Genomic DNA, 13,460 nt, shown 5'->3' with positions numbered 1-13,460 from the left:
CCAAATCACGTTCTATTAGATAGTGATAAAATCATTCATTAAAGACTGTTAAGGTAGTGTTAAAATATACTTAAAATTTTGTTGCGCTCACCTTTAAATAATTCATTCCATATTTAAATAATGCTAAGATATACATGTATTAACATAATATATAGCAAATACTAAGATTTTTTGAAGATAATACTAAAATCATGCAGAATGTGTTCAAATTTAGTTTCGTTATCTTGCAACCATACTTAATCAATAATGAACACTTTATAAAGCAATTTATGACAAAGCATTGTATTGCACGCCGTATTTATAGTATTTAAATACAATAAATGGTACACTTCTTTTCCTTTTACAATGTATGAAAATACGTTACAATTATTATAAATTTTAAAAATTAACGGAGGGTGGCTATAAATGGTTACTCAAAATAAAAAGATATTGATTATTACTGGATCATTTGGTAACGGTCATATGCAAGTCACGCAAAGTATTGTCAACCAATTGAATGAGATGAATCTCAATCATTTATCAGTCATTCAACATGATTTGTTTATGGAAGCTCATCCAATTATGACTTCTATATGTAAGAAATGGTATATCAATAGCTTTAAATATTTTAGAAATACATATAAACGATTTTATTATAGTCGCCCTAATGAGCTCGATAAATGTTTTTATAAATATTATGGATTAAATAAACTCATCAACTTACTTATTAAAGAAAAGCCTGATCTCATATTATTAACATTTCCAACACCTGTGATGTCAGTGTTGACCGAACAATTTAATATAAATATCCCTATTGCGACAGTTATGACAGATTATCGCATGCATAAAAATTGGATTACACCCTATTCACAAAGATATTATGTAGCAACAAAAGATACTAAAGATGATTTCATTGAAGCTGGTGTTCCTGCTTCATATATTAAAGTGACAGGCATTCCTATTGCTGATAAATTTGAAGAATCTATTGATAAAGAAGAATGGTTATCGCAACAACATTTAGATCCTTCCAAACCTACTATATTAATGTCAGCAGGTGCATTTGGCGTTTCAAAAGGCTTTGACTATATGATTAATAATATTTTAGAAAAAAGTCCAAATTCGCAAGTGGTCATGATTTGTGGACGTAGTAAAGAACTTAAACGTTCATTAAAATCTAAGTTCAAAGATAATCCAAGTGTAAAAATATTAGGATATACAAATCACATGAATGAGTGGATGGCATCAAGCCAACTAATGATTACCAAACCTGGTGGTATCACAATTTCCGAAGGACTTAGTCGTTGTATTCCTATGATTTTTTTAAACCCTGCGCCTGGTCAAGAACTTGAAAATGCATATTACTTTGAAAGTAAAGGATTTGGAAAAATAGCAGATACTCCAAATGAGGCAATTGATATTGTTTCTGACTTAACAAATAACGAAGAGACTTTAAAGGTTATGTCATCTAAGATGCTAGAATCAAAGGTAGGGTATTCTACTAGAAAGATTTGTAAAGATTTAATAGATTTAATAGGTCACTCATCTCAACCTGATGAAATCTATGGAAAGGTTCCTTTGTATGCAAGATTCTTCGTCAAGTAATTACTCAAGTAACAGAAACTTTGTTATGATGTTGGTAATTCTGTTTCTGATGGAATTTGCAAGAGGTATGTACATATTAAGTTATATAAACTTTTTACCTACAGTGACCTCTATCGCAATAGCAATCACATCATTTGCTTTTTCCATTCACTTTATCGCAGATGCTGCAACAAATTTTGTCATCGGCTTTTTACTTAAAAAGTTTGGTTCAAAATTAGTACTTACATCTGGATTCTTACTTGCTTTTATAAGCTTGTTTTTAGTGATATGGTTCCCGGCATCACCATTCATAATTATTTTCAGTGCTATTATGTTAGGAATTGCTGTGAGTCCGATTTGGGTTATTATGCTATCTAGTGTAGATGAAAGAAACCGCGGCAAACAAATGGGTTATGTATACTTTTCATGGTTGCTAGGTTTATTGGTAGGTATGGTTATCATGAACTTACTTATTAAATTCCATCCTACTCGTTTTGCATTTTTGATGGCCTTGGTTGTGCTTATTGCCTGGATTCTATACTATTTTGTTAATATCAACTTAACAAATTACAATACTAAACCTGTGAAAGCACAATTAAAACAAATTGTAGATGTTACACAACGTCATCTTATTCTATTTCCAGGTATCTTGTTACAAGGAGCAGCTATAGCAGCACTTGTACCTATTCTCCCAAAATATGCAACGCAAGTTGTGAAAGTATCAACCGTTGAATATACAATAGCAATCATTATTGGTGGCATAGGGTGTGCTTTCTCTATGTTATTTTTATCAAAAATCATCGATAATAATAGCAAAGGTTTTATGTATGGAGTTATTTTTAGTGGCTTTATACTATATACAATTCTTATATTCGGGCTATCTACAATTACAAATATATATATAGTTTGGACCATAGGGCTGTTTATTGGGCTTATGTATGGTATCCTCTTACCGGCTTGGAATACCTTTATGGCTGGGCATATTAATCCTAACGAACAGGAAGAAACATGGGGCGTGTTCAACAGTGTTCAAGGCTTCGGTTCAATGATAGGCCCACTAGTCGGAGGTCTAATTACTCAATTTACTAATAATTTAAATAATACTTTTTACTTTTCAGCGATGATTTTTCTTGCACTCGCAGTATTTTACGGATATTACTTTATTAAAACAAACAGAAGGGTTAAACCTTAAAATCTATAAATCGTTTATATAAAGATGAGTTGTATATATTAATGAAATGTCATTGATATGCATTTGAAATATGAATATTCAATATAAAGCGTACATTAATCTTTTTGAATGATTAACTATACAATATAATTATGTTTCATATAAAAACGCCAAATCCTACTGAAACACAATAGGATTTGGCGTTTTTAGTTGATTTAAGCGCTCTTCTTGTATTTAACAATATGATTCTGTAAATTCAATTTCACTTTACAATTTTGGATTTCTTATCCCAATGTAAAAGTTTCAATAATAGTCCATTTGTCTTCTTCTTCACTATATTGAAGTAACGATAGTTCTTCGATTATTTCTCTATGGTCTACCCCTGCTAATTTTACTTGACCATATATATCTTCAAACTCTTGACTTGTTAGACCTTGGGCAATTGTAAAATGAGGTACAAAAGGATGTTCAGCAGTACCGTAAAAATCTTCTGTATTAAATTGATTAAATAATTGCTCTAATGACTCTGTTTTAGCAACTTTGAAGTATATAACATTACTGATTGGAGCAAAATTAGATGCCTTTGTAGCATGTACTTCTACTGGTTTTATACTAGAAATTCGATTTTTCACTTCATCTTTAATTAAATTAAAATCATGATCATCGATTTCAAATTGAGGTTTAATCGTGATATGAGGCATTATTTGAGCATAATGATTATCATATCGCTTACGGTAAGCATTCACCTCATCTTGAAATGACTTTGACGGAACCAATGCTAATCCTAAAATCATTTAAATTCCTCCTTTGTTTAACTTATTCCTATTATATCAAAACTTTTTGAAAACCGTTACTTTTATCATGAAAACAATTACATTTTTGAAATTAATAGATTTATCGTATTCAACAACCATTCGCTAACATACTATTTTACTTTATTAAACATATTTTCCATTTATTTGATTACTTAGAAATTGCAAGAGAATATCTCCTAGCAGTGGTTTCCATGATTTCCATTGATGTCCACCCTTAAATTCTTTATAGAAATATTCAATATTACCTTCTTTAATCAGTTGGTTCAATTCGCGGTTAGGTGTTAAAAAGTTAGCTCTTTTACCATTAGTTGGTAAAATAAAATCTTCTTCTTCTAAACCAATGGCATGCCATATCGCCAATTGATCTTTATTCATGCATGTATCAAATTTTTGCTTAATATTTTCATTATACATTGGGCTCAATAACGCAACTTGACTAAATATAGTTGGATAAGTCATTGCAGTCATCAAAGCGATACTTCCTGCTAAACTATCTCCAATAAGTAACCTTGTATTACCTACTTTATAAGTTGGAAATGTTGCATCGATATAAGGAAGAATTTCTTTTCCCATTGCTTTAATGGTTAAATTAGAACGACGTCCTGAAGGATGAAATTCTTCCCTACGTTTTTCAACATCTTCGTAATGGAATCCTACTATAATTGCACGTTGTATTGATTGCTCTTCACGTAACTGTTCATATATGCGTTGTATTCTACCAAATCTAAAAAAATCTAAACCATCAAAGCAAAAAATCAACTGATATTTAAATAAGTTTGTATAATCTTCAGGTAAATAAATTGATAATGTTACATCCCTATTTAAAATATCACTATGTATTATTTTTTTATTAATCTTACCTACTTTAAACTCCGACATAAACCGATGCTCCCTTGTAATGTTAATACTATTGTATCAATACTTATAATACTTTTAAATTTATAGCAAGCTCGTATACAAATTAATTTCATACTAGTTTTTTTCATTTTATTAAAAATACAGTGCATTCAGTTATATTGTAAAAGTATTTACTCTTTTTAATGACTGAGTTTTGATATATACTTATTGAGTATGAAAAAGAATAAAATAGGAGGATCACAATCTATGTTCAATAAGGTTTGGTTTAGAACAGGAATATTTTTTATTATGCTGTTCATACTCATCAAACTATTTATGGAAGTACATGAAGTATTTGCTCCAATAGCTACTATCATTGGTTCAGTCTTCCTTCCATTTTTAATTAGTGGATTTCTCTTTTACATATGTTTACCTTTTCAAAACATATTAGAAAAGTGGGGCTTTCCACGTTGGGCTAGTATAACAACAATATTCATAGGATTAATAGCTATCATCGCTATTGTGGTATCATTTATAGCACCTATCATTATTTCCAATATTAATAACTTAATTAAACAAACACCATCATTACAAAGAGAAGCCGAACAATTAATTAATTTCTCGTTAAGACAAATGGATAAATTACCAGATGATGTCACACATCGTATTAATAAAGCAGTTAAATCCATGGGAGATGGCGCAACGTCTATTTTATCTAATTCAGTGTCATATATTACGTCTTTCATCTCAACTGTATTTTTATTAATAATGGTGCCTTTCTTCCTGATATATATGCTAAAAGATCATGAAAAATTTATCCCAGCAATCGGTAAATTTTTCAAAGGAGAACGTAAAGTTTTTGTTGTAGATTTATTAAAAGACTTAAACTTCACTTTAAAATCATATATTCAAGGTCAAGTGACAGTTAGTATCATCTTAGGTATTATTTTATATATAGGTTATACGATTATAGGATTACCATATACGCCTTTATTAGTATTATTCGCCGGCGTAGCTAACTTAATACCATTTTTAGGTCCATGGTTATCTTTTGCACCGGCAGCGATACTAGGTATTATTGATGGTCCTTCAACTTTTATTTGGGTATGTGTCGTAACATTAATCGCACAACAACTTGAAGGTAACGTGATTACTCCTAATGTAATGGGTAAATCATTAAGCATTCACCCATTAACTATTATTGTAGTTATACTTGCAGCTGGAGATTTAGGTGGATTTACACTCATTCTTGTTGCAGTTCCATTATACGCTGTAATCAAAACATTAGTGAGCAACATTTTTAAATATCGTCAACGTATTGTCGATAAAGCAAATAGTAATGTTAAAGATTAATAATAGCAATAATCATAAGATTGAAAATTATACCACCAATTCTAGCCAAGGACATAATCAGATGTCCTTGGTTTTTTTAGACACGTAAGCAATGAAATATATCATCTTATAAAGCTCCGTCATTTCTACTGTTTATATGGAATTATGCATTTAATAAAATTTTTAACCCCCGATACATTTCTAACAACAAAATAAATAGTGCATCTAAAATTAATATTTATACATTAAATATATTATAAACATCAAAGTAGTATTGCCGATTGTCAATTTATTTCTTGAATAATTAAATGTCAAAACGCATTCTTATACACAAAAACAGGGATGATTTTTAATTTCGAATCATCCCTGTCAACAATTGTGAGATTATACTATCTGACTTTTTAATTTATCAATAATTATTTAATTGCGTGGAATCCACCATCAACGTGGATGTTCTCTCCAGTTACGCCACTTGAAAGATCACTTAACAAATACGCAGCCGTCTTACCTACTTCTTCTTGATCAACGTTGCGTTTTAACGGTGCTCTAGCTTCAATTTCTTTAAGAATTGTATTAAATCCACCTACACCTTTAGCGCTTAAAGTACGAATTGGCCCTGCAGAAATTGCGTTGACACGAATATTATCTTCACCTAAGTCTAAAGCTAAATATTTAACATTCGCCTCTAAACTTGCTTTAGCTACACCCATAACATTATAGTTTTGAACTGCTGCCTCACCACCAATATAAGTCGTCGCAACAATACTTCCACCTTCAGGCATAAGTTTTTTGGCTTCATGAGCTACGAGTGTAAGTGAATACGAACTAATTTCTTGTGCAAGTAAGAAACCTTCGCGAGATGTTTCTGAAAATCGACCTCGTAAATCTTCCATATTGGCAAATGCGATTGAATGATAAACACCCTCTATCTGGCCTACATCTTTTCCGATTTGAGCAAAACCATTAATGATATCCTCATCATTTTGGACATCAATTTCATAGAGATATTGTTCAGATTGATTTAATTGTTCTAATAATTTTTCTAATTCTTTACGACTACGCTCTTTGCGATATGTAAATACTAGTTTAGCACCTAATCGATCTAATACTTTAGCGACGCCAAATGCGATACTACGTTTATTCGCAATACCCATAATGACGTAGGTTTTATTTTCTAGATTTAACATGATAGTGTCTCCTTAATTTAAATTGATTATTACTACAGGCTGGTTAACTTTATGTTTACTAACCCTTTATACCCTTAATAGTTTAACATTTTTAGTACCTGATAATAAAGCAAAATAAAATGACCACAATAATCATATTCATTGTATATTTTTAACGATTTACGAACAAAATTTATTTTATTATAAGTAACTTATGATAATTATAACTTATGTTAAATCAGTCCGTAACTATCTTTTTTGTTGAACAGTCCCACGTTTAATATCTTCATCCAAATTACCCATCATCTCTTTAAATAATTCTTGAAATCTTGTTTCATCTTGATCAGAATAGCCTTCAAAAACGACTTTATCGATATTTTCTTCGTTAAAATAGTATATTTGATCTTCTACGACACCGACAGGATAATTACATGCTGAATAATCAAATATATATTTTTGATTATCTATATCTACAATAGGTCCTCGATTGATAATCATTAACTTTTGGGAACCTTCTTTTAAATATATGATACTTCCTATTGTTTCCACTTTATCCCACCTATCTTCCTATATTTTTAATTTTGGCATGTACTTTTCTATCAGAAATTGAAATCATATTTAAAATAGTAAATAGAAATAGCATACCTATCCAACCAATATATACTAAAATATTTTGTTTTTCCTCAAAAATCATTTGTAAAGGTGCAATTGATAAAAACAGCATCATAAAATAGCCGAAAACTACTATTATCATATTTTTAAATGATGGTATCAATATTACTCTTTGTTTACTCTTTTTATTAAATACTGGGTGATTTAACTTCTTTCTTATAGATAAACGAAGTGTGATTACAGCAACAAAGCCAATTAAAAACATAAAAAATATCCCAATTCGATTAATATTAATATCCATATAACCTACAAAACTTCTTAATAGCACACTGATAGTGACCCCAATGCCACCAGCCAGGATACCTTGACTCTTTTGTCCCCCATTATTAAATATGTTTATATTATTGAACTCTTGATAAGTTAATTCTGTGAATTTAATAGGTATAAACCAATTCAGCATTGGACATAAGTATGAATACCAATTTTGTTCTAAATCGACCATTAAATATCGATTATCTTTTTGAATGATTCTATATCGAGGATTTTTATATATCATGTATATATTATTCATTTATTTTTATCAACCTCATTTCATTGGATTTACGACTTTTTTGACATGTTTGATAATTTTACCGACATTTTTGTAATATTTACTCTAATTGTCTTGATTTAGTTACAATTACTTCATTGTTGTCATACGTAATAAGATTTGTTAATGAAAACACAAAAATAATAATGGGAAGTCCAATATAAATAATAAGATTATTTTTAACTCCAAAAATGAGTGATATCATAAATATGGATTGTAATAGAAACATAAAATATAGCGCTATTGCTGTAAACATATGTTTCGCGTTTGATCTAACTTTGCATTTAATTACATGATTTTTTTGTTTTAGTTTCAAATCCCATTTTTTTCTTAAATAAGCTCTAATAAAAACAACTATAATTATTGACAATATGACAATCAATAAATTTATAAATAGATTAGATGGTATATTCATTAAATCCATAAATGGTCTCATTAAAGTAGCAAATAATACCCCTCCTCCACCGGCAAGCCATCCCAAACCTTTTGTTTGTTCTTTATTGGTGTTGTTGTCATATTCAATTTTTTCTAACGTCTCTCTTGAAACTTCTATTAATTCTTTGTCCAATATCCAATTCAACATAGGAAGTAAATATGTGACATAATTTGATTCCAAGTCAATGAGATATTTTGTTTTGTTTAATTCAATTACTTTATATCTTGGATTTTTATGGATGCGATACATGTTAGCTTTTGTTTTAGTTTTGTTCTTTAAATTACTATGCTTCAATATCATCACTCACTTTCCTTTTTTGCATTCGAACGATATTTATTCTAGTTTTCTTTTCAAATAATCACCATCCTTTCATTGGATTTAATGAATTAGTTACTCTATTAATTGATTGACCTACATGATTTTTAATATGATTAGATGTATCTTTCACTGTATCAGAAACTTGATTTATCGTTTTTTTAGTCTTTTTAATAGTTTGGTTTGTTTTAACCTGATAATCTTTTATGGTTGATTCTGTATTACCTTTAATCTTATTAACTTTAGACATACCAGCATTCATTCCGTTCATAACTGATGGGACTATATCGTCTTTCATTATTTTTTTACCATGATTTTTCACTTTATTGTATCCTTCACTGATTAAAATATTCCCAATTTCTAGTTTTCCCTTTTCAATAGAGTAAATATGTTTCACTCTATCAAATGCTGGGTCTAATACATTTCTGCCAACCCAATCTGTTCCTGTTTTAATACCTAACCAATTATTTTTATATGCCCATTCAGCACCATATGTCAATACGGTACCAACAGCAAGACCACCTAATACAGCCCATCCGCCTGGATTACTAACTAGAGCAGCAGTTATAGCCATAGTACCTGCTGCTGTTCCTATACCTACTCCTGTTGTCAAACTATTATGTGCAACAGCTTCTCCAACTGTTTTATTGTCTTCTGAAATATCTGTATACATTCCTGATGCAAATCCTACAGCAGTTATTCCCTTTCCACCATATTTACCAACCTTTGCAATCCCGACACCATAATCTTTAAAATTCTTACCATTTAAAGTTAAACCAGGATTATCTTTGAGGAAATTACCATACTGTTCCATAAGTTGTGTAGAACCGCTAGCTGTTAAGTCATTAGAAATATCGCTGGCATGTTCGTCTATATATTTTTGAACGTTTTTAGGTAATACATTGAAATGTTTTTGTTGTTGATACGCGATAATAGTAAAAATGTCATTCTTATTTAATTTTTTACCATCTTTAAGTTTATGATTAATTTTATTCATTCTAATTTCTAATGCTTTTTGCTGGCTGACTTTAGCCCATTCCAAATCTTTGCCTGCTGGAATATTAAATGCTTGTTTTCCTGGATTCCATGCAGTTTTAGCTTGGTTAATGCCTTGTTGTACGTTTTTCTGGAACGATTCGACATCTTTAAATATATTTGATGATTTTGCATCAAATTGTCTTAGTTTACGTAATTTTTCTTCTAGTTCTTTCTTTTGTTGCTCTAAACTACTGATCATTTGATTATTACCAGATAATAAACTACTATTTTTAGAGGATTTGTGTTTAAGTGACGCATTCATCGCCTCTAATTGAGAAACTTGCTTTTCTAATTCTTCAATGTCTTGAATTAATTCAGATTCTTTTAAACTCTGACTATCAACTTCTGATTGATATTTATCCACAAAATCATTACAAGCTTGTTCAGTCAGTTCTCCAAGCGTTTTAATACTTTCTGTAAGGGGTACAATCACAGACGAAAAGAATTGTTTCCCAGAATCATAAGCTTGACCTTGTAGTTCACTTGCACCAACAAATTGCATAATGGCCTTTTGAAGACTGTCATACCCACTTGAAATATCTTTCACTGTACTTTCAACATCAGAAGACTGACCTTTAGACTTACCTACGTACATATCAATACTCATACATATGCCCCCTTTCCTGTTCTTTTTGCATTTCAATATTTCTATATTTTTCTATATCTTCAATGTCTTCATTGGTTAGACGTATCTTTCTATCAATTTCACTTTGTTGTTCAAATAACGCACTCATTACTTGTCTCTGTCCAGACTGAAACAGATCATTATTCTCTTCAATGCGACTGAACATATCACTTTCATAATACCTTTCAGCTAAGTGACGATATAATCCTGTTGTTGAAGTTGTAAAATCATGATAATCATCTAACCATCCATTTATTTGTTTCTTTTCGTTTAATAATTCATTTACCTGTTCTTTTTTCTCAATAATGATCTGGTTATACTCATCAACTTTATTTGTCATATCATCATCCCTTTATTTTTTAGCAATATCATTGCCTATAGATTGATCAATTTGTTCAAAAGATTCTCCGACATTTTGAATATTTTTACTCGCTTTTTCTATCACTTCAGCTACCGATTGATTCATTTTGATTAAATCATCCATAGCGTTATGCGCATTTGTATTACCTTTTACAGTTGTACTATTATCTTTAGAAGGCTCAGACACACTTTCACATTGTTCTATCGCACTTTTTAATGATGAAAATATTTGATTAGTTTGACTTGAATCACTCTTAATTTTTCCCATGAATTGAATCACAGCCTTTGTATTAAAAATTATTAATTATATTTTTTTAATTGGTTATATTATATCATTTATAGATATATATCGGTATTTTCAATATCAAAATTTCAGTACAAATTAGTCCTTTTCAAGTTTAACACTACATATTGTTTGCATTGTAGTATTGACTTCTTTCGTAATTTTATTAATCACTTTATTCTCTTTTAACATTTCTACGATTCGATGATAAACAATTCTTTTTTGGTGATTTTTTGCACTCGGAGAATACAATAATGGCCATCCTTTATACACATCTTTTTCTTTCGCAACGTGAATAACATGTGCTTCTCGACGTTTACTTTCATTTTTTTCTTGCTCTGAAATCATTGACAAAATTTGAACGATTAAATTTTTCATAAACTTATCCAATAATGGATTACCGATGACTTCATCCATCATAGGCAAGATGGTAATCATCAATTGAACTTCTTTGTCTTTTAAATAATGAACGGTATGGATCACTTCATCGTAATTACGACCTAAACGATCAATTGATTATACGACAAATCTATCTCCCATTCTCACAAAATTAAGTGCTTCTTGAAATATAGGTCTGTTTTCTACTGACTTTCCCGATTGTTTTTCTGTAAATATTTTTTCAGTATCAAATGTTTTAAATTTTCGAGTTGTATTTCTAAATTTTGGTCAATAGATGATACTCTCGCATAACCAACAATCATTAATTTTCACCTCATAATTAATATACATCCTAATCGCATATTCTAGTTACTTTAAATTCAATAACTTCATTTATATTATTAGGGTGTACCTATAGAATACAAAAATAGTAATTAATATCTAAAAAATAAAATAATTATTATATTTTACTATTACTTTATTTTTATATTAAAAATTATTTTTAAACCACTTATATAAATATATATATGTGTGTGTAGATTTACAATCATTTTCACTTTCTCCAGAATGGTATAATGATAATTGTTGGCCACTTTCTAAATAATTAGTATATGCTAAAAAATTATCCAAAACTAAAATACAATAATCTAAATCAAAAAATTTACTTATATCCACATATGGTGCATAAAGCTCTAAAAAACTTGGCTTCATCTGAAATGGTCCAATAGATAAATCATATTTTTTTACCAAATTAGGAAATAAAAAAAGTAATGCTTTTTCAAATATGTAGTTGAAAATATTTCCTCTATTCATATTTTCAATTATAAAAATGAATTTTTTATTCTCTGAACTATTATTTAATATATGTTCTACTTTTTTATAATTCCATAAAAAAGTGGAATGAAAATCGTTTTTTAAAACCTTCTTTTCAAAATTAGTTAGGTAAACTTTTTTGTTTTTCATAAAACATCATTCTTTTCTTTTTATAATTGCGTTAAAAGCTAATATAACTAAATTTATGAAAGTAATAAATGAAATTTTAAATATGAAATTTTCATAATGCTTTTTTGAACCTTCATACTCTTTTTTTCCATATTCATTATTTTCATTTTCATAATCTTCATAGTCAGTATCGTTACTATTATTAATATTTAGTTCCCTATCATCTGCATCCCTAATGGTTTTGTATTTACTAGTAAATGCTTTTTCAAGTACAGTGACTATTGGTAATATAAGAAGTTCAAAAATAATCCCCTCTTTATTTGAAGAAAGCATAGTTAATATATCCATGTCTTTTAAAAATAAATTCATGATACTAGTAGTTGAAAATGAAATTATGAGGGCGGAAAATAAAAAAGATAAATAAATACAATACAAAATGAATATAGATTTTCTGGACAATCCTCCTTCTAAATTACGACTAGGTCTAAAAATAATAGGCCATATTATTAGAAAAGAACCTAGGAAGCTAGCAATTAATAATAATTTAAGGATTTCTTGACCTTCATAAAAAATATTTAGTATTAGATAGAAAAATATATTAAAGAAAAAAATCACAAAAATTCTAAACAGATATTTTGATAATCTTATATCTTCCTGTCTAATAAAAGGATCGCTAAAATTAAAATATATAGATGGAAAAAATAATTTTTGTACTTTTAAAAAAAAGATAAAAAACATTGCTAATATAAATTCAATTATAAAATCCAAGACTTTACCTCCTTAATATATATTTCGGTTCTGTTGCAAAGTTAGAAAAATATAGCTAATTACCATTTTATCATGTCGTTGTTCCCTTAACTGGCTAACATATTCCTAATTTCGTGGCATGACGAAAATCCGTAGATCTGAAGAGACCTGCGGTTCTTTTTATATAGACCGTAAATGCATTCAATACCCTTTAAAGTATTTTTTGCCGTATTGATACTTTGATATCTTGTCTT

The 13,460-nt window shown here is 29.2% G+C and carries 14 protein-coding genes and 2 pseudogenes; 3 read left to right on the top strand and 13 right to left on the bottom strand.

The window, feature by feature from the left end; translation table 11 throughout:
• Positions 1–405: 405 nt before the first annotated feature.
• Both HMPREF3241_RS05600 and ltaA read left to right on the top strand, forming a co-directional pair.
• Positions 406–1,581, top strand: coding sequence for a diglucosyl diacylglycerol synthase (locus tag HMPREF3241_RS05600; protein WP_002446114.1), 1,176 nt, complete (start codon positions 406–408; stop codon positions 1,579–1,581).
• On the top strand, positions 1,559–2,752 hold the full coding sequence (ltaA, locus tag HMPREF3241_RS05595; protein WP_002490070.1) for a lipoteichoic acid biosynthesis MFS flippase LtaA: 1,194 nt from the start codon (positions 1,559–1,561) through the stop codon (positions 2,750–2,752). The genes HMPREF3241_RS05600 and ltaA overlap by 23 nt, the downstream gene beginning before the upstream one ends.
• 263 nt (positions 2,753–3,015) lie before the next feature.
• Here ltaA and HMPREF3241_RS05590 read toward each other — a convergent pair whose 3' ends face one another.
• Together HMPREF3241_RS05590 and HMPREF3241_RS05585 are read right to left on the bottom strand one after the other, a co-directional pair.
• Positions 3,016–3,525 carry a YjcG family protein gene (locus HMPREF3241_RS05590; RefSeq protein ID WP_002446112.1) on the bottom strand — a complete coding sequence of 170 codons (510 nt, stop codon included), beginning with the start codon at positions 3,523–3,525 and terminating at the stop codon, positions 3,016–3,018.
• 144 nt (positions 3,526–3,669) lie between these two features.
• The gene (locus HMPREF3241_RS05585) at positions 3,670–4,425 is read right to left on the bottom strand and encodes an esterase family protein (protein WP_002446111.1); all 756 of its coding nucleotides are present in this window, start codon (positions 4,423–4,425) and stop codon (positions 3,670–3,672) included.
• Between the two features lie 225 nt (positions 4,426–4,650).
• Between HMPREF3241_RS05585 and cozEa the strand changes: the two genes are divergently transcribed.
• A complete protein-coding gene (gene cozEa / locus HMPREF3241_RS05580) occupies positions 4,651–5,736 on the top strand; it encodes a lipoteichoic acid biosynthesis protein CozEa (protein WP_002457139.1) in 1,086 nt (361 codons plus the stop codon).
• Between the two features lie 395 nt (positions 5,737–6,131).
• Here the strand turns inward: cozEa and fabI are convergent, their stop codons facing one another.
• From fabI to HMPREF3241_RS12165, 11 genes and pseudogenes are all read right to left on the bottom strand, one after another.
• Positions 6,132–6,902: an enoyl-ACP reductase FabI gene (gene fabI, locus HMPREF3241_RS05575; protein WP_070853525.1), complete on the bottom strand. Its 771-nt coding sequence runs from the start codon at positions 6,900–6,902 to the stop codon at positions 6,132–6,134.
• Positions 6,903–7,130: 228 nt separating this feature from the next.
• Positions 7,131–7,430 carry a DUF4176 domain-containing protein gene (locus HMPREF3241_RS05570; RefSeq protein WP_002447913.1) on the bottom strand — a complete coding sequence of 100 codons (300 nt, stop codon included), beginning with the start codon at positions 7,428–7,430 and terminating at the stop codon, positions 7,131–7,133.
• A 10-nt stretch (positions 7,431–7,440) separates the two neighbouring features.
• The gene (locus tag HMPREF3241_RS05565; protein ID WP_002495782.1) at positions 7,441–8,064 is read right to left on the bottom strand and encodes a DUF443 family protein; all 624 of its coding nucleotides are present in this window, start codon (positions 8,062–8,064) and stop codon (positions 7,441–7,443) included.
• Positions 8,065–8,143: 79 nt separating this feature from the next.
• Positions 8,144–8,818: a DUF443 family protein gene (locus HMPREF3241_RS05560; protein WP_002446104.1), complete on the bottom strand. Its 675-nt coding sequence runs from the start codon at positions 8,816–8,818 to the stop codon at positions 8,144–8,146.
• A 58-nt stretch (positions 8,819–8,876) separates the two neighbouring features.
• The gene (locus HMPREF3241_RS05555) at positions 8,877–10,478 is read right to left on the bottom strand and encodes a T7SS effector LXG polymorphic toxin (RefSeq protein WP_070853524.1); all 1,602 of its coding nucleotides are present in this window, start codon (positions 10,476–10,478) and stop codon (positions 8,877–8,879) included.
• Positions 10,468–10,836, bottom strand: coding sequence for a hypothetical protein (locus tag HMPREF3241_RS05550; RefSeq protein ID WP_070853523.1), 369 nt, complete (start codon positions 10,834–10,836; stop codon positions 10,468–10,470). Before HMPREF3241_RS05550 ends, HMPREF3241_RS05555 begins: the two co-directional genes overlap by 11 nt.
• A gap of 12 nt (positions 10,837–10,848) precedes the next feature.
• On the bottom strand, positions 10,849–11,124 hold the full coding sequence (locus HMPREF3241_RS05545; RefSeq protein ID WP_070853522.1) for a TIGR04197 family type VII secretion effector: 276 nt from the start codon (positions 11,122–11,124) through the stop codon (positions 10,849–10,851).
• 114 nt (positions 11,125–11,238) lie between these two features.
• Positions 11,239–11,840 (bottom strand): annotated as a pseudogene (locus tag HMPREF3241_RS05540) (recombinase family protein).
• A gap of 166 nt (positions 11,841–12,006) precedes the next feature.
• Positions 12,007–12,480, bottom strand: a complete 474-nt coding sequence (locus HMPREF3241_RS05535; RefSeq protein ID WP_070853521.1) for a hypothetical protein — start codon at positions 12,478–12,480, stop codon at positions 12,007–12,009.
• 6 nt (positions 12,481–12,486) lie between these two features.
• Positions 12,487–13,227, bottom strand: a complete 741-nt coding sequence (locus HMPREF3241_RS05530) for a hypothetical protein (RefSeq protein ID WP_070853520.1) — start codon at positions 13,225–13,227, stop codon at positions 12,487–12,489.
• A gap of 86 nt (positions 13,228–13,313) precedes the next feature.
• Positions 13,314–13,460, bottom strand: a pseudogene (locus HMPREF3241_RS12165) (IS6 family transposase); the annotation flags it as partial.

The sequence above is a fragment of the Staphylococcus sp. HMSC34G04 genome (genome assembly GCF_001838765.1).
Classification (GTDB): Bacteria; Bacillota; Bacilli; order Staphylococcales; family Staphylococcaceae; genus Staphylococcus; species Staphylococcus epidermidis.
This window is presented reverse-complemented; position numbering and strand designations above follow the sequence as displayed.

Coding starts and splice junctions, on each gene's coding strand:
- cozEa (WP_002457139.1), top strand. CDS start 4,651: ATGTTCAATAAGGTTTGGTTTAGAACAGGAATATTTTTTATTATGCTG.
- HMPREF3241_RS05545 (WP_070853522.1), bottom strand. CDS start 11,124: ATGGGAAAAATTAAGAGTGATTCAAGTCAAACTAATCAAATATTTTCA.
- fabI (WP_070853525.1), bottom strand. CDS start 6,902: ATGTTAAATCTAGAAAATAAAACCTACGTCATTATGGGTATTGCGAAT.
- HMPREF3241_RS05590 (WP_002446112.1), bottom strand. CDS start 3,525: ATGATTTTAGGATTAGCATTGGTTCCGTCAAAGTCATTTCAAGATGAG.
- ltaA (WP_002490070.1), top strand. CDS start 1,559: ATGCAAGATTCTTCGTCAAGTAATTACTCAAGTAACAGAAACTTTGTT.
- HMPREF3241_RS05550 (WP_070853523.1), bottom strand. CDS start 10,836: ATGACAAATAAAGTTGATGAGTATAACCAGATCATTATTGAGAAAAAA.
- HMPREF3241_RS05600 (WP_002446114.1), top strand. CDS start 406: ATGGTTACTCAAAATAAAAAGATATTGATTATTACTGGATCATTTGGT.
- HMPREF3241_RS05585 (WP_002446111.1), bottom strand. CDS start 4,425: ATGTCGGAGTTTAAAGTAGGTAAGATTAATAAAAAAATAATACATAGT.
- HMPREF3241_RS05560 (WP_002446104.1), bottom strand. CDS start 8,818: ATGATATTGAAGCATAGTAATTTAAAGAACAAAACTAAAACAAAAGCT.
- HMPREF3241_RS05555 (WP_070853524.1), bottom strand. CDS start 10,478: ATGAGTATTGATATGTACGTAGGTAAGTCTAAAGGTCAGTCTTCTGAT.
- HMPREF3241_RS05535 (WP_070853521.1), bottom strand. CDS start 12,480: ATGAAAAACAAAAAAGTTTACCTAACTAATTTTGAAAAGAAGGTTTTA.
- HMPREF3241_RS05565 (WP_002495782.1), bottom strand. CDS start 8,064: ATGAATAATATATACATGATATATAAAAATCCTCGATATAGAATCATT.